The following is a 22,771-nucleotide window of genomic DNA, read 5'->3' as shown; positions in this document are numbered from 1 at the left end:
GTTCACAAAACCCAATTCATCCGTGGGAAGGGATGATCAATAGTTGAATGTCTTGACCAAGAGCAGGTCACCAATGCCCCGCAAAGGCACGATGAATGTCTCGCGTTTTTCATTGACAGTGTTTTCGTTGAGCACCAGGTTTATCTGCGAAGTAATCACTTCTTTTTCGTTACTGGCTTCGTCGAAGTTGTAACCGCCGCCACTGCTGTAGTTACCCCAGTAATTCACGTAAATCAGATAGGTGCCCTGCAGCGGCGCAGTCATGGTGAACATTTCGGGGCCCGGTCCATCCACGCTGTCGGTATCCAGACCGCCGCCGTTAGTCAGCACTGGATGGGCGAAGAACGCGTGTTGGCCGTCGGGTGTGACGATGTGCAGATCGAGCTCCGCTTTTGGATCATCCCACCCCAGCACGACACGAATACGTGCTGGCGTGCGCTGGTTGTTGGCTTCGTAAAACTGCACGCGTTTGAGGGATTTGCCTTCGGCGCTGCGCACCTCGACACTGTTGGAGCCCGCACCAAAGGCGTATGGCCGGGCAAAGCGCCCCTGCTCATCCGTATAAAGGTTCAAAGGGTTGCCGTTGACCGCGAGAACATTGGGACCGCGTTGTTTGCCAAGGGCCTTGATCTGGCCCTCGATCATGGTGCGACTGCGCTGTCCGCCGCGGTCGATGGGAGGTGTGGGATACGCGACTCGTGGGGCTTCACTTCGATCCAGAAGGCCGTTGTAACGCCAGCCGCCCACAGGTTCTGAAAGTGCTGACGAAGGCTCGGCCAGAACCGCCGTTGCCGAGCTAAACGTGATTGCCAGCGCCATCAAACAACACGTTGGCGCGCCTCCAAACAGCTTGTCACTGGTCCAGCGCATGAAGGCACCCTGTTTATTATGGGAATTAAACGCTAAGTCCGTACCGCGCAACGTCAGCTCTCCAGAGCAGTGGGGCACGGGAATGTCGAATAGAATCTTGTTGATGCTCGCACGTCCATGAGAGAAGCCGCAGGAGCAATTGCCAGGCATTATTCTTGGAGGCCAGCCCGGCTTTCAATAGCACACATGTACTATGTTTTATCGGTCTGAGTCACTTCACGATATGCCCGTGCACCTGACTCAATAGAGCAATGACCATTAGCGCTATTAGCAAGGCGGCTTTGATTGCCAGACCCACGTTATCGCGCTGTCGACTGCGTGATTGCACAGATAAGTACCCGACTCAGGAAAACCTGACGACCTGCGCGATTTCGTTAACAGAGTGCTCGCCCTCGTATTCGGGAAGTTCTAAGTGCCAGCAACCTGGGCTGACTGCTTCCAATACATAGCCACTCGAGGTTTGTTAAATGCTCCGCTCTTTCTCGTATCTATTTCTACTTGGCTCGATTATTTCTGCCACCGCCGTGGGCCAAACGCGATGCCCAATCGGAGTCCAGGCGGGAAACATCCAATGCATACCGGATGATCCTCAGGCAGAAGTGAACGCCGCTCCCAGGCCAACAGGTGAATGGATCAAAACCTGGGGGGCGATCGCCAGTTCGGAGAACGGTGATATCGGCAGCAGTACCGGGAAATTTTCAAAAAAAGACGCCGAAGCTGAAGCAATAAAAATCTGTGCGGACTTTGGGAATTCGGACTGCAAGGTCAACATGACTTATAAAAATCAATGTGTGGCCGTGGTTCAGGCGGCCAAAGGTCGTACGGGCGGCAAGATCATCACTGCTGAAACCGCGGACATTGCAAAACGAACCGCACTGCAAGAATGCCAAGAGGACTCCGGGGCGCAATGTTTCGTCAGGGGCACCGATTGCACCGAGCCGTTCTTCAGGAAGTTCTGACGCGCCCCTTATTTTCAACTACCGAAATACCAACTCTTCGACAGACGGGTGCACCCCGAACCCACTGCTTTCGCTTCTCTAATGATATTTCGGGTATCAACCTGGAGATTGACCGTGCAGTAGTGATTCACGCGTTTATAGGAGTAGGTGTGCACAATGACGGGCCGACCTGAGTCAACATCCTGGTACGAACCTGTTTGCTCCGGCACATCTTCGTAATAAGCCAGCGCTTCCCATTGGTATAACCCCCCGCCACTGCCCGGAATGGAGTCGGCAATGATGCTGGGCACAGGTGTAGGCTCATACACGGGATTGCCCATGGTAGAGAACAAAAAACCTTTTGCTTCATTGACGTCTTTGCCTTTGAGCTGGTTTATCATTTCGTGTTCGGGATGAAGGCTAACGCAACCCGAAACGAACAAAAATATCAAAGCCGCCACTGTCATCTTGAACATTATTTCAATCCAGGCCTTAGAAAAAATTCAGCACACAGAGACTAGTCAGTGATTCGCTCAATCATCGGGAGTCATGCAGGATGCATACAACTTAATGCGGCAGCCTGATGTTCTTTTGAGCATGGTCACCCACAAGACCAGAGCCCCTCAATAGCACATGTGTACTATTGCCCACGTCACTGAGCCGACGTTAACGTCAACGCCAGTCAGTCGCCACCAATGCGGCCGCTGACTCAACTATTTCTGAACAGGCCTCGCAATGCGTCCCACACAAGCGGTGTTGGTTAATTGCACATTTAGCAAAATATTTACCTGCCGAGCACGATGCCTTGCATAAACTTTCTCACTAATAAACAGGCGTAATATCATGATCTCCAATGGAACTCTGGCTCGGGCGCTCAGCACAGTTACCGCGGTACTTTTATTACAAGGCTGCGGAATGATCGCGTCGAAAACGGTCAGCGATAGCGGCCTGCAGGAAAAGGCAGCCGTCACACTTAATACCACGCCTGAGAAAGTGCGAATTTTTGACAAGCGCGCCGAGATCGATTCTGTGAAGTTTAAAGCACAGACAAACAAGGGGGTTTACAACTGCTACTACACAACTTTCGTCGCCCTTGATTCGGACACGCTGTGTTCTGGCCCTGTCGAGGGTTCTGCACAGCAGACCGGCAACCAAGCTCCGGCACCGGCCTCCGCACCCGCAAACTGTAATGCATTGTTGAAAGCTGCCGGACGTTGCTGAAATGAGTACGCTATCGACTCACGCCCTCCTGCTTTTTAGCGCCAGTGTATGTGGCGTAGCGCTGAGCGGCTGCGTACCGGCGACATCGTCGCCCTACGCTGCTTACTCGCCGTACGGCAATACTCAGGCAGTTCCAGCACAGCCTGCCTCCCGATTTGCCCAAAATAACGCAACAGATGAAATGCTTGCGCAGTTCAAAAGTGCAGGCAAAGCGATCGTTGTCGTACCCAGCCCAAGCCTGGATAGCCTGCACACTGACTTTCAGAACAGTGACTCGATCGCCAATTTCCTGAGGATGCGCTCGGGCACCACCGAGTGGACGAATACTTCTCGTCCCTCTTCTATATTCAAGGTCGGGTACGACACCAAAAATCGCGGCGACGAGAACGACCCTAAACACGCTTACTTCCAAGTGGTTTTCGGGCGGACGATGTACATGATTTATCTGGTCGATCCTGGCCATTACTCAATTAGCGGTGTGAGCTACAACTTGCCACGAACACGTGGTTTCGAAACTCCCGGTGGACGTAATATCAGCCCATCGTCCCTAGGCCATGCGATGCTCAAATCCTTCACCATCGATGAGTTCGAGCATGGCAAAAAATGGCAGGACGCAACCTACCGCAATGAGACAGTTCAGGAGGATTACTGCACCTCAAGGCGCGTGGTCAACAATGAATGCACCAGTTGGGGGAAGTCATCCTATGACGTCAAGCAACAGACCTCCGAAGCTGGCTGGGTACCCAGCATTCAGCAGAACACCCTTGAAGCCCGCTCGGTAAAGGTCGAGCTGAACAAGGAGTTTGCCGCCTTTGATATCGCCGCTGGCGAAGTCATCCTGATCGACGGCTTCTTCGCAGAACCACCCGCCGCAACGTTCAAGGACAAAAGCTGCAAGCAGGCGGATCAGGAGCAGATGCGTTGCGAGCTTAAACAAGTCTCCCTGGTACAAATGCTTGGGGAACTAGAAGAGGTCAGGAAAGCCGACAACCCTGCGGATTGGGGCATGCCTAAACTGGCGCAAACGCTGAAAGCGCTTACTTATCGTCCAATCCAGATCAAGGCACGTGAAGTCCAGGGCGATTCGGCGTGGGGCCCGACGTACGCTTTGAAGGCCGAGTAGAGATACGACGCCGAACGCCGTCAGGTGAGTTTTGACGGCGTTCTTCCAAACAACGCAGTGCTTCTAGCGCTACCTGTCTATCAATGATCGGTCTCATAATGAAAATAGCCCCTGTCACTTGTTGGACGCTCATGATGTTGGGCATGCAGGTCGTAGCACAAACCCGTTGCCCCATGGGCGCTCAGGCGGGCAGCATGCAATGCCTGCCGGACGACCCTCAGTACAACCAGAGTGCCCCTCCCCGGCCTACAGGTGAATGGATCAAAACCTGGGGCGCTATTGCCGGTTCAAATGCAACGGGCGAGTCGGGCGCCGTAGTCGGGAAGTTTTCTGAAAGCGAAGCCAGAGAAGCTGCGCTGCGACTGTGTGCCGAAGGCGCCGCGAAAGATTGCAAAGTCAATCTGGTCTACAGGAATCAGTGCGCCGCAGTGGTCTCATCGAAAACCGACAGTTTTTTCCAGGGGGCAGAAAGCGAGGAAATCGCGCTTGATCTCGCAATGACGAACTGCGAGAAACTCGGCTCGCCATGCAGCGTTATCTATTCAGCGTGTACCGACCCGGTTTTCAGAAAATATTAGTCGGCACCCGGGCAAGCTGTTCTATGCTCCAAGACTGTTGTACTCGGACCTTAAGTGCCCGACCTTGTCGCATATTCCCCGCGCCACAGCCTCCCAGGCAACTGAGTCCCCCGTCGCCCTCCCAAGGAAACCGCACACAAATTTTCGTCTGAAAAGTTCCCTTACCCGTGCAACTTTGCGACGAAACCATACTCTGACTGCGTATCACTTTTGATACAGATCATGTCCTCGTATGTATGATGCCCCCTTGAATTACGGAGACAGACGAATGTCGTGCAGAATTATTGTGGCTGACGACCACCCGCTGTTTCGTGAAGGTATGTTTCGGACCATCGAGCGACTGCTGCCCGGGTCGATCATTGAGCAAGCCAGCAATCTCGATGAAGTGCTGGCACTGGCTCGGTCCGGCGCGGAAGTTGATACGTTGTTTCTGGATCTGCATTTCCCCGGTTTGAGTTCGATGCAGGCCATCGCCGAACTCCGCGCGGAATTCAAACGCACGTCAATCATCGTGGTGTCCATGGTCGATGATCTGGAGACCATCTCCCTCGTCATGGCGCATGGCGCGGACGGGTTTATCGGCAAGAACATCGATCCCCAGGAAATTGCCGAATCCATCCTTGCTATTCGTGAAGGTGAGATTGTCGTCAAATACAAACCCGGCGGCTCGATCCTTAACGATGCAGACGTGAAGATTCTCAGTCACCTAACAGCTCGCCAGAAGCAGGTACTGAGTCTGGTGGCCTCTGGAAAAACCAACAAGGAAATCGCCAAGGAACTGGGTGTCTCACCCTTTACCGTGCGCATCCATGTATCCAGTCTGCTCAAGGTACTGGGTGTTCCCACACGCTCAGCCGCAGCAGCTCAGTTTTCCAGCCTGGTCGTCAAGTAACGCAGGGCTGACGCCATGTCGGTCTTAACGTTTCGGACGACCAATACCCCGCCTTGTTTATGCAAGGGCAATTAAAAAACATACGGCCCCCCCTTCAACGAAGGACAGAAGAGTCCGGTGTTATAACCGCATTATTTGATCCAGCCTGGCAATCTTTCGGCTAATTCCAGGATAAGGCGCAACGATGTCAATGATATCGATACTCACCAAATGCAAAGACCTGGAGATGATTCAGGCTCTATTGCGCATGGCGGTGATTGCCACCTCCGCGTTATACACGCTCATCGCCTATGCCATGGACGATATGACGGCTACGCGGATGTGGGTGATTCTCGCTTATTGCTTCGCCTTCGGTATCGTTAACACGGGGCTGATCATACGCATCGCGCAAAAACCTGGCGCTTCAACTCCGCGGAGGATGTTTGCTCTGGTGGTCGACAATATGGCCGGGATTGTCACGATTACCGTCGGGGGCGAAGCGATGCTGCCTGTTTACTCGGTGATGTTGAGCATGACGGTAGGCTACGGCATGCGCTACGGGCGTACGTACCTGCTGCTGGCCACCGGATTTGCCCTGGCCTCTCTGGCGCTGATCATCCAGTTCACACCTTTCCTGCAGCAGCACCCCGCCGTCGCGGTGATGATGATTCTGACGATGCTGGTGCTGCCGTTATTCGTTTATTTCCTGCTCTCGCGTCTGCATATCGCGCTTGAGGAAACCCAGGCCGCGAATGAAGCCAAATCGCGCTTCCTGGCACAGGCCAGTCATGACCTGCGTCAGCCGATTCACTCCATCAGCTTGTTCACCGCTTGCCTGCGCGACGGGCAATTGGGCAATGATGAGCGGCGACTGGTTGACAATATTGACCGGGCCTTGAGCGCCGTTGAGCAACTCTTCCGCTCGTTGCTGGATATCTACACCCTCAATCAGGGCGATATGAAGCCACATCTGGAAACCATTGATGTCGATGCGCTACTGAGCAATCTGGTGAGTCAGAACAGTGAAGGCGCCAACTGGGCAGGGGTTGAAGTCCGGCTGCGGCCGTGCCGCCAACATGTACGATGTGACGCCGCGCTATTGCGCACTCTGGTGCAAAATCTGCTTTCAAACGCTTTCAAATATGCGCCAGACAAACCTGTGCTTATTGGCTGCCGACAGCGTAACGGCAAGCTGAGCATTGGCGTTTATGACCTGGGCCGCGGGATATCGGAGGAACACCTGCCGCACTTGTGCAATGAGTTTTATCGGGTTCGCGAGAAACGCGATCAAGACATCGAGGGCGTTGGCCTGGGATTGAGCATTGTCAGCCGTATAGCCCGGCTACTGAAACTTCAGCTCAGCATCAAGTCACGCCCGGACCGCGGCACAGCGGTTATCATCAATGGCCTGCCCATTGCGTCCGCCAATGTAGTGGCTCCAGCGCCTGATATCGACTGGAACAAACGCTTGCTCGGGGGCTTGCGTGTGCTGCTGATCGAAGATAACCACAACGTTCTGCAGGCGACCGCGATGTTGCTGCGAAAATGGGGCTGCGATGTGCAGACAGCCTCAGCAATCCCTCAAACCCGTGTGGATTGCGACCTTGTCGTCACCGACTTCGATCTCGATCGCACCGCGACCGGCGCCGACAGCATCGCCTATCTGCGCGAACTGCACGGCCGCCGGATACCCGCCATCGTGATTACCGGTCATGAGTTACAGCATGTCCAGCAGTCACTCAATGATCCGGATATCCCGATACTGTCCAAGCCGGTGCGTCCCGCTGAACTTCGCTCTTTACTGCTGAGCTTCAAAATGAACCAGATACAAGACGTGGGTTTCGCGACGCCTGCATTGAGTTAATGCATCGCGGTGTGACGCCGCAAATATCCGCTCGGTAACGCGCAGTGGCGGGTATGGGTATGACTCATGGAGCCCACGGGTAAAACCGATCAGCACTTTCGTGAGACGTCATAATTACCAGCGCCATACGCTGAATTCATCACACCGTTCAACATGACTTCAAGTTCGGCGGCATTCCGTTGCGAGGAGTTATTGTCTGACTTGTTCTGAGCCGCCGCGCCTGCGGCCATGCGGGGCAGCGTCATGCACGCTGCTGACACATTCAAAAGCAGTCGCCGAGACTTTCAGTTTCCCGCCCAAGAAAGAACGCCCCCTTCCAGTAGTGTTTACTGTGAACTTCACACCTGTTGTCAATCAAGATTCCTAAGACGTTGCAAACTTGTAACGGCGATGACTGCCACCGACTAATGGGATGAACCTAACACTTCCCGCAAAAGGCAAACATAGTACAGGTGTACTATTTCAAATATCGGCCATTGAATTACTTTATGCATTCAGAGAACTTCCAAGTGAAAGAGCATGGCAACGTTCCCTTTAACTGCGGGACACCGCAGCACTGTGATTGCCATAAGCACAGTTTGCACGAGCCTGGGCCGAGCAGACTTCCGTATTCTCAAGACATGGATATCCAATGCTTATTGATCCCACCCGCGAACGGGCACCTGTCGCGACAGTAAAGCCGTCGCATCCGCACAGCATCTTTCATTACGTCAGTGAGGTGTATGCCGCTGGCAATCATCAACCTGATCTCGTCCAGGAGTGCGCAGCATGATCAGGTTGTTGAGCCTTCGTCTTCTGCAGGCCTTGATGGTCGTATTACTGGTCGCGGCACTGACTTTTTTGTCGATAATTGCTCAGAGCAATGCAAGTTTGCCGCCTGATCAGTCAGTCATGTTGCTTTATTTCGGCCGGATAGGTGAACTGCTGACCTTTGAGCTCGGCAATTCGTTGGTCTCGGGTAAACCCGTCCTGGATACGGTTATCCATGGCTTGGGTCGTTCAATCCCCCTGGCCGTCGGCGCATTGATACTTTCCTTGTTGATCGGGATACCGCTAGGGATCATTGCGGGCTTGCGTGCGGATGGATGGGTGGATCGCGTACTGCTGATCATGTCCACAGCGATACGCGCAATTCCGCAATTTGTCCTTGGCGCCATTCTTATATTGATCTTCGCAGTAGCGCTGGCTGTACTTCCACCTCACGGGCACACCACATTCGCTCACTCGATCCTTCCAACTGTCACCCTCGCTTTAGGTTTGGCAGCGGTGTCTTCAAGCGTCGTGCGAGATGCCACATTAGCCGTTACTTCAGCGCCCCATTACGCGTCCGGACGACTTGAAGGACTCAGCGCCTTCTCAGTATTCAGGCAGCACGGCTGGAGCGACATAAGGGGCCCCTTGATGACCGGGCTCAGCGCCCAACTCGTGTATCTGATGGAGGGCATCATTGTCGTCGAGACGGTTTTTGCCTGGCCTGGCATCGGCCTGGAACTGGTGCGCGCAATTGTCGATCGCGACTCACGAATGATGCAGGGCACCGCATTGGCTATCGGGCTGATGTTCGTGCTCCTCAAAACGATTGTTGACCTGGCAAACCACTCCATCGATTCTCGCCGGAGAAACTCATGAACCACGAAGCCACTATTCAGAGCCACTCTCCAGCGATGCATGCCCTGCCCCGCATCATCGGATTCGCCATTCTCGCATCGCTGATACTGTTTGCCGTGCTGGTGCCCTTGATCTGGGGCGTGGACAGTGGGGAACAGGACCGCGCAGCGCTTCTGTCAGGTCCCACCCATGGACATCCTCTGGGCACAGACGAACTGGGGCGCGACATGCTTGCGCGGTTGGCCGCCGCTGTAGGCCTTTCACTCGGGTTTGCGGCATTTAGTGTCATCACCGCTGCAATACCCGGAATACTGCTGGGCATGCTTGCCGGCTGGACAGGTGGTGTTATTGATAAATGTTTCAGCCTGTTATCCGAGGTGTTTCTCGTCCTGCCCGGATTACTGTTGGTGTTACTGATTGTCGCGATATCGCCGGGAAATCTTCTGGCGATATACGGTGCTGTCGTACTGGTGTTATGGACTGAATACTTCCGCATGACACGCGCGCTTACACGCACAGTGCTGGCTTCGCCTGATGTTTCAGACAGCCGCCTGCAGGGGCGCGGTCCACTCTACGTGATTCGCCGACATGTATGGCCTGAACTTTCATCAAGACTCCTGACCACCTCCGCGCTTGGTGCTGCCTCAGCCATCCTGGTTTTAGCAACACTGGCCTATCTGGGCGCAGGAGTGAATCCTCCGACCGCTGAGCCTGGACTCATGATCACGCAGCTGATGCCGTATTACTCCGCCGCACCTTTGAGCTTCGCACTGCCAATAGTCGTGATCTTCCTGACTGTATTTTCACTGTTGATGATTGGCAGCAGACGCAGGCCATGACCTTCTTTTGAAAAGACATGCTTTTGAAACCAGTACGCGTTCTTAAGCCAAGGACATCCAATATTCACCAAAACCATTTCACTGATTCTCGCTCTGGCAGCGCTTGCGGCAGGGCCGGCGGCATTGGCACATAACGACAGCGCCGCACCCGCCGGGCCTGCGCCTATCGCGAGGGATCCTGCCACGGGAGCGGCGCTAACGTTAAAACCGCCGCGCCCGGACAGCATTATGTATTACATCAGCACGGTCGACGGCAACGGCGACTTGTCATACCCGACGATCAACGGCAGCCATTCCATGTGCCGAATCTCCATACTACAGGCCTCCTGTCAGCGTGAGATCAGACGTTCATACCTCCACTTTTGATATCCCGTCAGTTCCATTCGCGGTATTTACGTGTCACCTGTACCGGCTAATACGAATCCCGTTTAGGTTGAACCTCTGTTGCTTAGAGGACTCCCAAACCTAAATCCAGGAGAATCATATGACCCAGACAGCTTTGGTTGTGGGCGCCAGCGGCATCGTTGGCAGCGCCATCACGCAGTTACTGATCGACAACAACTGGCAGGTCGCCGCGTTGTCGAGGCACCCCTCGCAAGCGCAAGGCGTCATCCCTGTCGCGGCAGACCTTCAGGACCCTGCTTCGCTGGGGCATGCGCTGGCGGATTTGAAACCTACTCACGTGTTCATTACCACATGGTCACGGCAAGCCACGGAAGCCGAGAACATTCGCGTTAATGCCGCCATGGTACGCAACGTACTCGCCGCCATTCGCCCGGCCGGGAGTGTTGAGCACGTAGCACTGGTTACCGGGCTGAAACACTACCTCGGCCCATTCGAAGCGTATGGTAAAGGTAGCCTCCCGCAAACACCGTTCCGCGAGGAACAGGGTCGGCTGGATGTGGAAAATTTCTATTATGCCCAAGAAGACGAACTCTTCGCCGCTGCTGAGAAGGACGGCTTCACCTGGAGCGTCCATCGTCCGCACACCGTCACCGGGGTTGCCGTAGGCAACGCGATGAACATGGCAACCACCCTCGCCGTCTATGCCTCGATTTGCAAAAAAACCAATCGCCCTTTTGTGTTTCCCGGATCAAGGGTGCAGTGGGACAGCCTCACTGATATGACGGATGCGCGACAGTTGGCGAAACAACAACTGTGGGCGACCACCACGCCAGCTGCAGCCAACCAGGCATTCAACATCACTAATGGCGATGTGTTTCGCTGGAAATGGATGTGGAGCCGGATCGCCGAGTACTTCGACTTGTCCGCTGCCGACTATCCCGCTTCACTTTCTCCCCTTGAGGAGCAAATGGCTGACGACCAGGCCGTATGGACGCAAATAGTCGCGGAGCACGGCCTGAAAGAATCCGATATTGGTCGCCTGATATCCCCGTGGCATACCGATGCAGACCTCGGTCGACCCATCGAAGTCGTAACGGATATGTCGAAAAGCCGTGCAATGGGCTTCACTGCGTACCAAGCAAGTGATCAAGCATTTTTCGATGTATTCGACAAATTACGCGAGATGCGCTTGATACCTTAGATCATTTCAAATGCTTACTCATCACGGCCACGCAAGCGGATTGCCGGTAGGCAGCAATCCGCTACGACTCGATGCAGTTGCTTTGCTACAGGCTACCCGACCCAACTGACGGCGGTTTTGGGAATCACTTCTGACTCGTCGAGCTTGGAGGCGAACATACTCACCGCCTCTACGGCGTCGCTGGTTCCGCTGCGAATCTGCAGGATCACTGAGCCAGCCTGATCCGCCAGGCTAACGCCGCGTTTTGCTCCTTCCTGAGTGGCGTTCATGCTGGCGACTGCATCACGGGTTTCAGAAAGGATCTTGCCGATCATTTCGGCGATTTCCGCAGTCGAGCGGCTGGTACGTCCCGCCAGTTGCCGTACTTCGTCGGCCACTACCGCAAAGCCTCGGCCCTGATCGCCCGCTCGTGCCGCTTCGATAGCGGCGTTAAGGGCCAGCAGGTTGGTCTGGTCAGCGATCCCGCGAATAGTATTGACGATGGCTGTGATCTGTTCGGAACGTTCACCCAGTTGACCGACAAGCCGAGCGGACGCGCCAATGTTATCGGCAATCTGGCGCATCTCCAGAGCGGTTTCCTGAATGACTTGGGCACCCTGCTCGGCGACTTTTTCGGTCTCCGCAGAAATATGGTACGCCCGGGAAGCACCGCGTGAGTCCTCTTCGAAGCGCTCGATGCGTTCGGTAATATCACTGGCGAATTTGATGACCTTGACCAATTTACCGTCAGCGTCATAGACCGGGTTATAGGTCGCTTCCAGCCAGACTATCCGTCCGTTCTTTCCGATACGTTTGAACTGACCACCAAAAAACTCACCTGCGTTCAATCGACGCCAGAAGTCGCTGTATTCGCTGCTATTGACCAGACTTGGCTCGCAAAACAGGCGGTGGTGCTTACCCTTGAGGTCGTTCAGGGTGTAGCCCATGGTGTGCAGAAAATTATCGTTGGCCGAGACAATGTTGCCGGCGAGGTCGAACTCAATAACCGCCATTGCGCGATCCAGTGCGGCCAGTTTGCCCTGCGTCAGCGCTTCCTGGGTGACTTTTGCAGTCACGTCCAGCGCATATTTGACGATCCTCAGCACTTGGCCACGCTCGTCGATCACCGGGTTGTAACTGGCTTCAAGCCAGACATTCTGCCCCGACGCATTGATTCGCTGGAATGTGCCCGAGACGAACTTGCCGGCCCGCAGTTGCGCCCAGAACTGGCCGTAATCGGCGCTGCGAGTCAACGCAGGTGTGCAAAAGTCCCGATGCGATTTGCCGAGTAATTGCTCGGCGCGATAGCCCATTGCGGTGAGAAAGTTGTCGTTGGCCCGAAGTACTTTACCGTCCAGGCTAAACTCGACGACCGCCATGGAGCGGCCCAGTGCTTCAATCAATCCCTTATAACCCACGACTTCGGCCGTCCTGGCCGTCAGTTCATCTTTAAGCGATTTATTGAACATGGACCGACCCTCAGTGCTACCGCAAACGGATACATCTTTATCAGGTATCGGCGGACAATCCGGCAACTGAATTGCGCCCACATAATTATGTTTTGACGTCAATAAACGGATTGCTGGGGAGCAGAGAAGCCTACGCCGCTTCGGGTGACCAGCGTGACTTCATTCCTTTGAGCCAGCGGGGCCTGACCGCAGAACCCTGCATATCTCAGCAACCACCTGCATCGTTGCGTCTTCGATGGTTCCTTCATTACGGCACAAGAACCAGCCGTTGTCTGAAACTGCTTGTTCGAACGCCTTGGTGCAAGTGACCTGTTCTTCCAGCGTGTGGATCACAGTACTGCTCAGCCCGCGCCGTCTTGATGCTGCCCTCGCCCAGGAAATATCCGGAGCGGTGACAACCCCTACATGCAGGTCCGGCACTCGCACGTTTCGATCAATGTTCAACTGCAGAATGTCTGCAAACGGGATTTGCCGGCGAAACGCGGCATCGGACGGGTACCACCGATCGATCAGGATGATGCTGTCTGGTGGCTGTTTAGCCAGCACGTACCGGGATATCCAGGTACGGCTATCGGCAAGGCGCTCACAAACCTCCAGCTCCAGATCCCGGCTGGGATTTCTGACGAGCCTGTTAACGAGCGTCATGGTTTCACGCCTGAAGGGATCGCTTTTTTTCTCGCAAATCCGGATCACCTTTTTGTTGTCTGCCCTCAGTACTTTCGTCACGGCTTCCAACAGTGTGGTTTTACCGGCTCCTTTGGGGCCATCCAGAGAAACAAACAGCGGACGATTCCTTCTTTCACACAACGATTGATAGTGTGAACACTTTAACCTTGTTCGGGTAATCATCGCGACTGAGGCCCGATGACCACTGCCCCGCTCCACTCAGCCGCAGCTAAAGGCAAACCAGGCTAAAGCCCCGTTTGTACGGGGCTTCATGAGCATCACTACCTTAAAGGCGGAAACGATCCACTGATTGAGAAAGCTGACCTGCAAGCGCTGACAGTTGATCAGTGGTACTGGCTGTCTCACCAATCACGCGGCTATTGCCTGCCGACATGCTGGCGATCATCTCCACCTGATGGGCGATTTCGTTGCTGGCCAGACTTTGTTCGCCAATGGTCCGGGTGATGTCGTTGACCAGTTGAGTGGTGCTTAGCGTCGCTTCAAGAATCTCGCTAATGGCCTGCTCAACCTCGGCGGTGACGGCCATGCCTTTGTCGACCTGAGCAACGCCCGCCTCCATGCTGGTCACTGCTTCGCGAGTGCTTTGCTGGATGCGTGCAACCATACTGGCAATTTCCTGCGTGGATGCGCTGGTACGTCCGGCGAGGCTGCGCACTTCATCGGCAACCACCGCAAAACCTCGGCCCTGCTCACCGGCACGGGCCGCTTCAATGGCGGCGTTGAGCGCCAACAGGTTGGTCTGGTCGGCGATGCCCTTGATCACCTGAATGATGGTGAAAATCCCTTCGGACTCTTTATCCAGCGTGCGGATTACCTTTGCCGACTCTTGCGAGGAGCGCGCAATGCCATCCATGTCGCTCACGACCTGATGAATCACACGTCCGCCATTCTTGGCCAGCGCTTCAGCCTGATTGGCCATCGCCAGTGCATGCTCGGCATGGCGAGTAATTTCTTCGATGCTTGCGGTCATTTCGCTGGTCGCTGCCGACATCGTGCCTGCCGCGGAACTTTGCTGCTGGCTGCTTCCGGCGACTTCGTGACAGCCACTGCTCAATTGCTGGCTGATATGACTCACGCCCTGGGCATTGTTGCGTACCACCTCGATCATGCCGCGCAAGTCACGCTGCATCACGGCGAGACTGCGGATCAACATGCTGGCTTCATCCCGGTTGCCTGGTTCAGCGATAGCTTCGCTCAGGTTGCCATGGGCAATGCTGTCGGCAATTCGTCTGGCAACTTGCAAAGGAGTCATGATGCTTCGGGTCACCCAGATGCCTTGGGCGATCAGCAGTATCAGGCTGATCCCCAGCACAACAGCAAGGGTGATATTGGCAGTGTGGATCGCATCGCGTGTGGCCTCGCCACTGGCCCGGGAGTTATTCTCGATCAGCTCGCTTACGCTGGACATCTGATCTTCCAGTTGGGTGAAAGCGCTGCTGAACGTGGCCAACTCCTGCTGTGCCTGTTCCGGGCTGTTGATCGCCACGCCAACAATCCGCTCCCCCGCAGCAATATAGGCATCCAGACTAGGCTTGATCTTGTCCAGCGCCAACTTGAGGGTTTCGTCGAGGGGCAGCATCAGGTTATCGCCAAGCACTTTGCGAAAATGCGCAGCATGCTCTTTAAGGCCATCTACGACGTCTTCTCGACGAGTATCGCTTTTCCCCAGCCCGACCAGCATCGCCAACAGTACGTCAGCACGCAGCGCATCGTGCATCATGTCGGCTTCCAGATGATTGCTCAGTGCAGTCATGCTGACTTCACTGCCGATCATCGCGGCCTCCGTGCGCGCGTTACCCAGATAATTGACCAGACTGATAATCAGAACAGTGAGCACACTGGTCCCGATCAACAGCAACAGACGTAGTTTTATTGACATCTTTAAGCCCCTTGCGATCAATGGACAAATTGCTGTTGTGCAAGTCTTATCGGCGCTTGCTGACCGTTATTTAAGGCTAATTTCGGGAGCGTCCTGAATTTTTCTCCGATTTTGCCGACTCCCAATGGGGTTTTCTGACCTGGCGGCTTTTTGTGTGACAAACTTTGTAGCTGAATGGGTTGAGCTTGGTGGGCCTGTACAGTTGCGACACGCAACTCAATCGATCGTAAGGGAACGCGTTTAATGTTTCACGTTATGTTCAGCCTGCCATGCCTGTACGTCATCACACGTTTCATCCTGCCAATGCCATGGAAGCTGAAGGCCAAAATTATCGCAGCGCTGCTGCTGATGTTTGCCTCGCAGTATCACCTGTACTCTCGATTTTCTTCCGGAAGCGTTTTTTCCCCGGAATTTCCACGAATGGTAGTGATGCTTTTCAATTGGGCATTTGGCGCGATTCTGCTGATCGCTGTGGGGCAGATCATCGTCGACATTGTCACGCTGCTGAGGATGCTGATTCGCCGGCAACGGCTCTCCATTCCGGCCGGCCTGCGTTATGGGCTTGGCATCGCGGCGCTATTGCTGGCCGCACTGGGTGTCCACCAAGCGGTGCGCGTCCCGCCAGTCAAGGATATAGAGATCGCGATCAAAGACCTGCCACCGCAGTTTGAAGGCTACAAAATCCTGCAACTGACCGATCTGCATATCAGCCGCCTGTTTGATGAGCCGTGGACCCGAGCGGTGGTGAAGGACTCCAATAATCTGGGTGTCGACCTGATCGTCGTCACGGGCGATTTAATCGACGGTTCTATCCATGACCGGGCGCTAGACATCGATGCCTTGCGCGACCTTCGTGCTCCCGACGGCGTTTATGTCATTCCTGGCAACCATGAGTACTTCTTCGACAATGAAGCCTGGATGCAGCACTTCGTCTCGCTCGGCATGATCCCTCTTGCCAACAGTCACACGTTGATCAAGCGTGACGGAGCACAGATTGTATTGGCGGGCGTCACGGATGTGACGGCTCCGAAAACAGGCTTTCCCGCGCCAGACGTGAAGCAGGCGCTGAAAGGCTCGCCAAGAGACACACCGATCATTCTGCTCGACCACCAACCCCGCAATGCAGAGTTTTCCGCAAGCCAAGGTGTCGCTGTTCAGTTATCCGGTCACACTCACGGCGGGATGATTCTGGGGCTTGAACGCGTGATTGCCTTGGCGAATGAGGGCTTCGTCTCCGGTTTTTATGACGTTGATGGCATGCAACTTTACGTTAACAACGGCACAGCACTCTGGCCGGGATTTGCCCTGCGATTGGGTATACCGTCAGAGCTGACACGCATCACGCTTCGAAAAGCGGCGCAGCAGACCCAATGATCAGGGAAGTGAAGCCTCCTGCCCCGTACGTTAATCCGGAGGACACTGTCGTGCTCTTCGACGGCACCTGCAAGCTGTGTAACGGTTGGGCAAGGTTTGTTATCCAGCATGATCGGGCACATCGCATCCAGCTTGCTGCAGTGCAGTCACCGGAAGGTCAGGCATTGTTGCGCTGGGCCGGTTTGCCTCAGGACAAATTCAATACCATCGTTCTTGTCTCTAACAACAAGGTGTACATACGTTCTGAGGCAATGTTTGAGATTCTCGGCCGCCTCGGCGCCCCGTGGCGATGGCTAGTCTTTGCACAGGTTGTTCCGAAAGCCCTGCGGGACTGGATGTACGACAAAATCGCCTTGAATCGCTATCGGCTGTTTGGCCGGTATGACGCTATTCGGCTACCGACCGCAGACCATGACCGCCGCTTTTTGAAAGCAGCGCCCTCTCGGCCTTAAAAGACTGAAACCGCCTGCTGCGCGGTTATTGATGGTTTACTGATAAAAACAAAAGAGAGAAGGATCATTCATGAAAATGAAACTGGCTTGTTTATCGGTCGCCCTGATCACCACACTTTTTGCGGCATTGGCTCAAGCTCAACCCGACAATAAATGGGCTGCGGCGTGGGTAGGTGCCATTCAGGGGCCCTACCCTGTTGGCAACCCCTCGGCGCAGCCGGACCTGAGTCTCGCGTTCCCGGCGCCGGATCAAGGGGCGCAAGATCAAACCTTTCGCCTGGTGGTGCGGCCGGACATCTGGGCGGGGCAAACACGGATTCGCCTGTCCAACGAATTGGGTACCCGGCCCATTACATTTGACGGTGTCTATGTAGGCCTGCAGCAAGGTAGCTCGGCAGTCATGAAAGGCACTAACCAGGCTGTCTCTTTTGCAGGCAAGCCAAGCATTGAAATTCCAGCCGGTACTTCGGTGTGGAGCGATCCTGTCACACTGCCGTTTGCCCAAGGTAAGGACTTGTCACTCCTTCAAGGTCGCAGGCTGGCCGTCAGTTTTCATGTCAAAGGCCAGAGCGGGCCGATGACGTGGCACGCCAAAGCACTTAACACCTCTTATGTGAGCCGCCCTGGCGCGGGATCTGTGGGCCAGTCCGAGGAGGAAAATGCCTTCCCGTTCAGTACCACTTCGACGTACTTTCTGGACGCGGTCGACATGATGGCGCCGAAAGACACCAAAGTTGTTGTGGCCTTCGGGGACTCCATCACAGACGGCACCGGTACAACCTTGAACGGTGATGATCGCTGGCCAGATGTACTGGCCAGGAAGCTACATGCTGTTTATGGCGACCGGGTATCTGTAGTGAACGCGGGTATCGGTGGCAATCAAATCGCTGGTCCTGCCAGCTACTCGCCACAAGCGCCTTTCGCTGGCGGCCCTTCGGCGAGAATGCGCGTGGAACGAGATGTCATCGGCGTATCCGGGGTGACGACCGTGATCTGGCTCGAAGGTATCAATGACCTCAGCAAAAACGGCAATGCCTCGGTTGACAGTGTTAAAACTGCAATGACGGAGGTTCTGGGCAAAATAAGATCACAGCGGCCAGAGGTCAGAGTCATCGGCGCAACGGTGACCACCGCTCTGGGCAGCACCAGCGCTGCACATGGTCATGCCGAGCAGAATACAAAACGCGAAGAACTGAATGCGTTCATACGTACATCCGGTCTTTTTGACGATGTCGTCGACTTTGCGGCCGCGACGATCGACCCGGCAACAGGCGGTATGCGCCGTGAATTTGTGGCCGATAGCACCGTGGGCGGCCCCGGCGACAAATTGCATCCCAACAGAGCGGGCTATCAGGCAATGGCCGAGAAGATAGATATCTCACGCCTGTTCAAGCCTGAATCGAAATGAGTATGGCGATGGTTGAGTGCTTAGCTGCGAGACAAACCATCGCCCTCCGATCAAAACATGAATCACTGAATTGAACGGCACTCCCTGTAGAAGCAACCGGGACGCGAAGTCTTGTTGGCGGAGCGGCAAGGCTTCTCAGCCTACATCACCTGTCGACAGTGCCGGTTCGCATTAAACGATGTCATCGACCACGCCGCCATCAACCCTGAGCGCCGCGCCCGTGGTGGCTGACGCCTGAGTCGAGCACACATACACAATCATGTTCGCGACTTCTTCGACGGTAGCGGCACGCTGGATAATCGAGCTGGGACGATGCTGCGCGATGAACGCCTTGGCGACTTCATCAAGGGATTTGCCCGTACGTTCCACTTCGCTATGCAACATGCCTGCAACGCCGTCGGACAACGTCGGTCCCGGCAGGACGCTGTTGACCGTCACGCCGCTACCGGCGACGCGCTTGGCCAGGCCGCGAGCCAGTGCCAGCTGGGCAGTTTTGGAAACGCCGTAGTGAATCATGTCCGCCGGGATATTGCGTGCAGACTCAGAAGACACGAACACCACCCTGCCCCAGCTTTTCTCAACCATTGCAGGCAGCAATGCACGGCTCAGACGCACACCGGACATAACGTTGGTCTGCCAGTAGCTGTCCCAGACCTCGTCGTCAGTTTCAAAGAAATCCTGAGGGCCATAGATCCCGGCATTGTTCACCAGGATGTCGATATGCCCAGCGCCTTGCACCAGCGTTTTAACACCATTTGAAGAGCTCAGGTCTGCGGCAACGCCAGTGATTTTCGCACCCGGAACTTCGCTGGATAACTTGGCCACTGCGTTCTTTACAGAGCCTTCACTGCGGCCATTGATCACCACCTCTGCGCCAGTCTCGGCAAGTCCTTTGGCGATCGCAAAACCTATCCCGCCGGTCGAAGCGGTGACCAGCGCACGCTTGGTATTCAACTGAATGTTCATCTTCACTCCATCATGATTGGGTGGGCTTAACCCACCCTATTGGAGCTTCCACAGCTTGTATAGAAGCAATCGACGACTGTAGAGCGTTCAGAACGCTGGAAAAAAGTCGATCTCAATACTGTTGGCTGCACCCGTTCGCCTGTTGAAACACACAAGCGAACGGTACCTGCACATTTATTAGCTGACCTTGATAACTACTTTGCCAAACGGCCCTCGCGCCAGATGCTCGTAGGCTTCACGCGCTTGCTCGAAGTTGTAGACATGGTCTATCACGGGACGAATGTGGTGCGTATCAAGAAACTCGTTCATACGGTCGAACGAAGAGCGCGGAGCTACGGCAATACCGCGAATAGTCGTTTGCCGGAATATCAGGGGCATCAGGTTCAGCGCAGTGGCCTGCCCCGTCAGGAAACCAATCTGGGCAATACGACCACCCACTTTGGTTGCCTGCACGGAGTCGTTCACACCATCGCCGCCAGCCACTTCCAATAGCAGGTCAACGCCTTTTCCGTCAGTGAGTTTCAGTACTTCGCCAGCCCAATCCGGTGTCTTGCGATAGTTGATGCCCGCTATCGCGCCGAGTTTGATGACAGCGTCGAGGTTTTCATCACGGCTCGACGTGATAATGACCTTCGCACCCAGGGCCATAGCGATTTGAGCGGCGAAGATCGATACACCGCCCGTACCTTGTACCAGCACAGTCTGACCCGCTTCGATCTGGCCGTAATCAACCAATGAGTACCACGCAGTCAGCGCTGCAATTGGCAGGGTCGAAGCCTCTTCGTCGCTCATGTCGTCGGGCGCACGGACAGCACTGTCTTCATGAATGATCATGAATTCAGCCAGGCCGCCTGGCAACGGTGACCCGAAGCAATAGTCAGGTTCATCGTGGGCTGGCATTCCGTCGATCCAGCGAGAGTACAGGTGGGAGTTGACGCGATCACCGACTGCAAAGCGACTTACGCCCTCTCCCACTGCCACGACAGTACCGGCCGCATCGCTGACAGGAATCAATGGTTTGGGCACCATGTGCGGCTCATAGATACCGTCAACGATTGCCTTGTCACGGAAGTTGAGCGACACCGCTCCGATCTTTACCAGCAGCTCCCCGACTTTCGGCGTAGGCGTTTGCACCTCGCCTTGCTGCAGGTTATCGAGTCCAAAATCTTTCAACAGCCACGCTTTCATGCTTTTGCTCCAGACCAGGTGCGAGACAGACTGTCGGGTTCGACTGCCTGCGTGATGGGGAGCATTGTTAACGCTTCGGAGCGAGGGATAAATGTTCAGGTATGGACTAGATTGTTATCCTGTTGGGCAACAATAGTCTTTGAATACGAGTGGAGAGTTGAATGGAGCTTTTACAGTCAATGCAGGTATTTGCCCGGCTGGCGGAGCTCGGCAGTTTCACTCGAGTGGCAGAAGTCACCCAGACGGGACGCCCCTACATCACCCGTTCTATTCAGGAACTTGAGGCATCTCTCGGCGTGCGGTTGTTTCACCGCACCACGCGCAAGGTCAAGCTCACGGCAGAAGGTGAACGGTTTTACGAGCGCGTAAAAGGCATTCTGGCTGATATCTCCGATACCACATCTATGTTTGGACGCAGCGGCGAGACGCTCAAGGGACGTCTGCGTGTTGATATCCCCACCGCGTTTTCGCAGCGCACATTCATTGAGAGTTTGAGGGCGTTCACCCACGCTTTTCCAGATATAGACCTGGTGGTTGGGGTCACGGATCGAACCGTTGACCTCGTGGCTGAGGGTATCGATTGTGTGCTGCGCATTGGCGAGTTGCCCGACTCAAGCATGGTCGCCCGCCAGATAGGCACGGTGGCAATGGTCACGTGTGCCGCCCCGCAATACCTGAAAGATTGGGGCGAACCTCTGGCGCTAAGTGATCTGGTGAATCACAAAGGAGTGAATTTCTTGTCCGGCCAGAGCAACAGGCCTCTTGCCTGGCATTTTCTGGAGGACGGTGAGGACCGGCCTTATCCGAGCCGCGGGGTTATTACAGTCAATGAGTCCAATGCATACGTACAGTGCGGACTTGCAGGCTTCGGGATTATTCAGGCACCCGGTATTACCGTAGATGCCTTCCTGACCAGCGGAGAGTTGGTTGAAGTGCTGCCAGCCTTTCGTCCTGCACGTCGCAAAGTGTCGGTGCTTTACCCCAGCAGAACTCATTTGGCGCCGCAGGTACACGCGTTTGCAGGCTGGCTTCGCGAGCACTTTCCGGCATTGCATCCCACGTGGTTTGAGGCTGACTGATTAAGATGCTGTACAGCTAACCGCTTACTACCGGACCAATCGCATTTGCGTCATGGGGACAGCCCGCACTCAATGTGGCTACTCTGGCGCCTGTGCCGGGCTGACAACTAAAGCAAGACGATAAAAAGAGACCGCTATGGAACTGAACACGAATGAGTACGTGACGACAGCTGAAGCGCTGGAAAACCTGTATGGCGCCGTCGCACGCCCCTCCATCATCAAAGAGGTGGATCATATCCATCCCGTCTATCGACCTTTTATCGAGTCGGCTCCATTTGCGATTCTTGCCTCGTCAGGTCCCGGCGGGCTTGACGCGTCGCCACGTGGCGATCAAGCAGGATTTGTCCATATCGAAGACAGCAAGACGCTTTATTTACCTGACCGGCGTGGTAACAACCGGCTCGACACCCTGCGCAACATAGTGGCTGATCCCCGTGTTGCGTTGCTGTTTCTGGTGCCTGGGGTGGGCGAAACATTACGCATTAACGGGACAGCGCAGATATCAGTCAGGCCCGAGTTACTGGCGCGTTTCGCAGTGAACGGTCAACTGCCAAAATCTGTTTTGCGAATCACTGTCACCAGCGTTTACTTCCAGTGCAGCCGAGCGGTTATCAGAGCGGGGCTTTGGGATATGGCGCGCCAGGTGGAGCGGAATACGCTGCCTACCGCTGGAAAAATCCTTAAGGAAATCTCCGCTGCCGAAATCGATGGCGATGCCTACGACCGCGCCTTGCCAGGGCGCATCGCTGATACCTTGTATTGATCGTCTTTTCTGACCACCAGTAGCGCGTCCAGAACCCGTTTGGGCTCTGGATGCAGGCGGCTCACTGGC

Annotated in this window: 20 protein-coding genes and 3 pseudogenes; 14 read left to right on the top strand and 9 right to left on the bottom strand. The window is 55.0% G+C overall.

Annotation, left to right across the window (positions count from 1 at the left end; translation table 11 throughout):
• Positions 1-36 precede the first annotated feature (36 nt).
• Entirely contained in the window at positions 37-819 is a 783-nt protein-coding gene (locus ABRP31_RS13540) for a DUF2135 domain-containing protein (protein ID WP_349970167.1), read from the bottom strand.
• A gap of 518 nt (positions 820-1,337) precedes the next feature.
• Between ABRP31_RS13540 and ABRP31_RS13535 the strand changes: the two genes are divergently transcribed.
• Complete coding sequence (locus ABRP31_RS13535) at positions 1,338-1,829, top strand: DUF4189 domain-containing protein (protein ID WP_349969922.1); 492 nt, start codon at positions 1,338-1,340, stop codon at positions 1,827-1,829.
• Between the two features lie 14 nt (positions 1,830-1,843).
• On the opposite strand, the gene ABRP31_RS13530 is transcribed toward ABRP31_RS13535, so the two are convergent.
• Positions 1,844-2,284 carry a hypothetical protein gene (locus ABRP31_RS13530; RefSeq protein ID WP_349969920.1) on the bottom strand — a complete coding sequence of 147 codons (441 nt, stop codon included), beginning with the start codon at positions 2,282-2,284 and terminating at the stop codon, positions 1,844-1,846.
• Between the two features lie 367 nt (positions 2,285-2,651).
• On the opposite strand from ABRP31_RS13530, the gene ABRP31_RS13525 reads away from it, so the two are divergent.
• From ABRP31_RS13525 to ABRP31_RS13490, 8 genes are all read left to right on the top strand, one after another.
• Positions 2,652-3,029: a hypothetical protein gene (locus ABRP31_RS13525; RefSeq protein WP_349969918.1), complete on the top strand. Its 378-nt coding sequence runs from the start codon at positions 2,652-2,654 to the stop codon at positions 3,027-3,029.
• A 1-nt stretch (position 3,030) separates the two neighbouring features.
• Positions 3,031-4,152, top strand: a complete 1,122-nt coding sequence (locus ABRP31_RS13520) for a hypothetical protein (RefSeq protein WP_349969916.1) — start codon at positions 3,031-3,033, stop codon at positions 4,150-4,152.
• 194 nt (positions 4,153-4,346) lie between these two features.
• Positions 4,347-4,730: a DUF4189 domain-containing protein gene (locus ABRP31_RS13515; protein ID WP_349969915.1), complete on the top strand. Its 384-nt coding sequence runs from the start codon at positions 4,347-4,349 to the stop codon at positions 4,728-4,730.
• 268 nt (positions 4,731-4,998) lie between these two features.
• Complete coding sequence (locus tag ABRP31_RS13510) at positions 4,999-5,622, top strand: response regulator transcription factor (RefSeq protein WP_087264435.1); 624 nt, start codon at positions 4,999-5,001, stop codon at positions 5,620-5,622.
• 226 nt (positions 5,623-5,848) lie between these two features.
• Positions 5,849-7,465, top strand: a complete 1,617-nt coding sequence (locus ABRP31_RS13505) for a hybrid sensor histidine kinase/response regulator (RefSeq protein ID WP_349970166.1) — start codon at positions 5,849-5,851, stop codon at positions 7,463-7,465.
• Positions 7,466-8,233: 768 nt separating this feature from the next.
• Positions 8,234-9,094 (top strand): ABC transporter permease, encoded by an 861-nt coding sequence (locus ABRP31_RS13500; protein ID WP_349969913.1) that lies wholly within the window; start codon positions 8,234-8,236, stop codon positions 9,092-9,094.
• Positions 9,091-9,912, top strand: a complete 822-nt coding sequence (locus ABRP31_RS13495; RefSeq protein WP_349969912.1) for an ABC transporter permease — start codon at positions 9,091-9,093, stop codon at positions 9,910-9,912. The genes ABRP31_RS13500 and ABRP31_RS13495 overlap by 4 nt, the downstream gene beginning before the upstream one ends.
• Before the next feature lie 484 nt (positions 9,913-10,396).
• Positions 10,397-11,458 (top strand): SDR family oxidoreductase, encoded by a 1,062-nt coding sequence (locus ABRP31_RS13490; protein WP_349969910.1) that lies wholly within the window; start codon positions 10,397-10,399, stop codon positions 11,456-11,458.
• 92 nt (positions 11,459-11,550) lie between these two features.
• Here the strand turns inward: ABRP31_RS13490 and ABRP31_RS13485 are convergent.
• The 5 genes and pseudogenes from ABRP31_RS13485 to ABRP31_RS13465 form a co-directional block, all read right to left on the bottom strand.
• A pseudogene (locus ABRP31_RS13485) lies at positions 11,551-12,027 on the bottom strand (methyl-accepting chemotaxis protein); the annotation flags it as partial.
• Between the two features lie 111 nt (positions 12,028-12,138).
• A pseudogene (locus ABRP31_RS13480) lies at positions 12,139-12,906 on the bottom strand (PAS domain-containing protein); the annotation flags it as partial.
• A gap of 159 nt (positions 12,907-13,065) precedes the next feature.
• Complete coding sequence (locus ABRP31_RS13475) at positions 13,066-13,755, bottom strand: dTMP kinase (protein ID WP_349969907.1); 690 nt, start codon at positions 13,753-13,755, stop codon at positions 13,066-13,068.
• Between the two features lie 103 nt (positions 13,756-13,858).
• The gene (locus tag ABRP31_RS13470; RefSeq protein WP_372489437.1) at positions 13,859-14,584 is read right to left on the bottom strand and encodes a methyl-accepting chemotaxis protein; all 726 of its coding nucleotides are present in this window, start codon (positions 14,582-14,584) and stop codon (positions 13,859-13,861) included.
• Positions 14,585-14,716: 132 nt separating this feature from the next.
• Positions 14,717-15,001: pseudogene (locus ABRP31_RS13465) on the bottom strand (HAMP domain-containing protein); the annotation flags it as partial.
• 714 nt (positions 15,002-15,715) lie between these two features.
• Between ABRP31_RS13465 and ABRP31_RS13460 the strand changes: the two are divergent.
• From ABRP31_RS13460 to ABRP31_RS13450, 3 genes are all read left to right on the top strand, one after another.
• On the top strand, positions 15,716-16,846 hold the full coding sequence (locus tag ABRP31_RS13460) for a metallophosphoesterase (RefSeq protein WP_349969905.1): 1,131 nt from the start codon (positions 15,716-15,718) through the stop codon (positions 16,844-16,846).
• A complete protein-coding gene (locus ABRP31_RS13455) occupies positions 16,843-17,298 on the top strand; it encodes a thiol-disulfide oxidoreductase DCC family protein (RefSeq protein ID WP_349969903.1) in 456 nt (151 codons plus the stop codon). Before ABRP31_RS13460 ends, ABRP31_RS13455 begins: the two co-directional genes overlap by 4 nt.
• Before the next feature lie 70 nt (positions 17,299-17,368).
• Positions 17,369-18,706, top strand: coding sequence for a GDSL-type esterase/lipase family protein (locus ABRP31_RS13450; protein ID WP_349969901.1), 1,338 nt, complete (start codon positions 17,369-17,371; stop codon positions 18,704-18,706).
• Between the two features lie 171 nt (positions 18,707-18,877).
• Here ABRP31_RS13450 and ABRP31_RS13445 read toward each other — a convergent pair whose 3' ends face one another.
• Together ABRP31_RS13445 and ABRP31_RS13440 are read right to left on the bottom strand one after the other, a co-directional pair.
• A complete protein-coding gene (locus ABRP31_RS13445; RefSeq protein WP_349969899.1) occupies positions 18,878-19,672 on the bottom strand; it encodes an SDR family oxidoreductase in 795 nt (264 codons plus the stop codon).
• Between the two features lie 177 nt (positions 19,673-19,849).
• Positions 19,850-20,860: an NAD(P)-dependent alcohol dehydrogenase gene (locus ABRP31_RS13440; RefSeq protein WP_349969897.1), complete on the bottom strand. Its 1,011-nt coding sequence runs from the start codon at positions 20,858-20,860 to the stop codon at positions 19,850-19,852.
• 179 nt (positions 20,861-21,039) lie between these two features.
• Between ABRP31_RS13440 and ABRP31_RS13435 the strand changes: the two genes are divergently transcribed.
• Together ABRP31_RS13435 and ABRP31_RS13430 are read left to right on the top strand one after the other, a co-directional pair.
• A complete protein-coding gene (locus tag ABRP31_RS13435; RefSeq protein ID WP_349970165.1) occupies positions 21,040-21,939 on the top strand; it encodes a LysR family transcriptional regulator in 900 nt (299 codons plus the stop codon).
• 136 nt (positions 21,940-22,075) lie between these two features.
• Entirely contained in the window at positions 22,076-22,702 is a 627-nt protein-coding gene (locus ABRP31_RS13430; protein ID WP_349969895.1) for a pyridoxamine 5'-phosphate oxidase family protein, read from the top strand.
• Positions 22,703-22,771 lie beyond the last annotated feature (69 nt).

Origin of the sequence: Pseudomonas caspiana (genome assembly GCF_040224095.2) — a bacterium.
Lineage (GTDB): Bacteria > Pseudomonadota > Gammaproteobacteria > Pseudomonadales > Pseudomonadaceae > Aquipseudomonas > Aquipseudomonas caspiana.
The sequence above is the reverse complement of the archived record's forward strand: the minus strand, read 5'-3'. Positions and strand labels throughout refer to the sequence as shown.

Excerpts from the sequence above, each read along its gene's own strand:
- ABRP31_RS13540 (WP_349970167.1), bottom strand. The coding sequence starts at position 819 with ATGGCGCTGGCAATCACGTTTAGCTCGGCAACGGCGGTTCTGGCCGAG.
- ABRP31_RS13535 (WP_349969922.1), top strand. The coding sequence starts at position 1,338 with ATGCTCCGCTCTTTCTCGTATCTATTTCTACTTGGCTCGATTATTTCT.
- ABRP31_RS13530 (WP_349969920.1), bottom strand. The coding sequence starts at position 2,284 with ATGTTCAAGATGACAGTGGCGGCTTTGATATTTTTGTTCGTTTCGGGT.
- ABRP31_RS13525 (WP_349969918.1), top strand. The coding sequence starts at position 2,652 with ATGATCTCCAATGGAACTCTGGCTCGGGCGCTCAGCACAGTTACCGCG.
- ABRP31_RS13520 (WP_349969916.1), top strand. The coding sequence starts at position 3,031 with ATGAGTACGCTATCGACTCACGCCCTCCTGCTTTTTAGCGCCAGTGTA.
- ABRP31_RS13515 (WP_349969915.1), top strand. The coding sequence starts at position 4,347 with ATGCAATGCCTGCCGGACGACCCTCAGTACAACCAGAGTGCCCCTCCC.
- ABRP31_RS13510 (WP_087264435.1), top strand. The coding sequence starts at position 4,999 with ATGTCGTGCAGAATTATTGTGGCTGACGACCACCCGCTGTTTCGTGAA.
- ABRP31_RS13505 (WP_349970166.1), top strand. The coding sequence starts at position 5,849 with ATGATTCAGGCTCTATTGCGCATGGCGGTGATTGCCACCTCCGCGTTA.
- ABRP31_RS13500 (WP_349969913.1), top strand. The coding sequence starts at position 8,234 with ATGATCAGGTTGTTGAGCCTTCGTCTTCTGCAGGCCTTGATGGTCGTA.
- ABRP31_RS13495 (WP_349969912.1), top strand. The coding sequence starts at position 9,091 with ATGAACCACGAAGCCACTATTCAGAGCCACTCTCCAGCGATGCATGCC.
- ABRP31_RS13490 (WP_349969910.1), top strand. The coding sequence starts at position 10,397 with ATGACCCAGACAGCTTTGGTTGTGGGCGCCAGCGGCATCGTTGGCAGC.
- ABRP31_RS13475 (WP_349969907.1), bottom strand. The coding sequence starts at position 13,755 with ATGATTACCCGAACAAGGTTAAAGTGTTCACACTATCAATCGTTGTGT.
- ABRP31_RS13470 (WP_372489437.1), bottom strand. The coding sequence starts at position 14,584 with ATGTCGGCAGCGACCAGCGAAATGACCGCAAGCATCGAAGAAATTACT.
- ABRP31_RS13460 (WP_349969905.1), top strand. The coding sequence starts at position 15,716 with ATGTTTCACGTTATGTTCAGCCTGCCATGCCTGTACGTCATCACACGT.
- ABRP31_RS13455 (WP_349969903.1), top strand. The coding sequence starts at position 16,843 with ATGATCAGGGAAGTGAAGCCTCCTGCCCCGTACGTTAATCCGGAGGAC.
- ABRP31_RS13450 (WP_349969901.1), top strand. The coding sequence starts at position 17,369 with ATGAAAATGAAACTGGCTTGTTTATCGGTCGCCCTGATCACCACACTT.
- ABRP31_RS13445 (WP_349969899.1), bottom strand. The coding sequence starts at position 19,672 with ATGAACATTCAGTTGAATACCAAGCGTGCGCTGGTCACCGCTTCGACC.
- ABRP31_RS13440 (WP_349969897.1), bottom strand. The coding sequence starts at position 20,860 with ATGAAAGCGTGGCTGTTGAAAGATTTTGGACTCGATAACCTGCAGCAA.
- ABRP31_RS13435 (WP_349970165.1), top strand. The coding sequence starts at position 21,040 with ATGCAGGTATTTGCCCGGCTGGCGGAGCTCGGCAGTTTCACTCGAGTG.
- ABRP31_RS13430 (WP_349969895.1), top strand. The coding sequence starts at position 22,076 with ATGGAACTGAACACGAATGAGTACGTGACGACAGCTGAAGCGCTGGAA.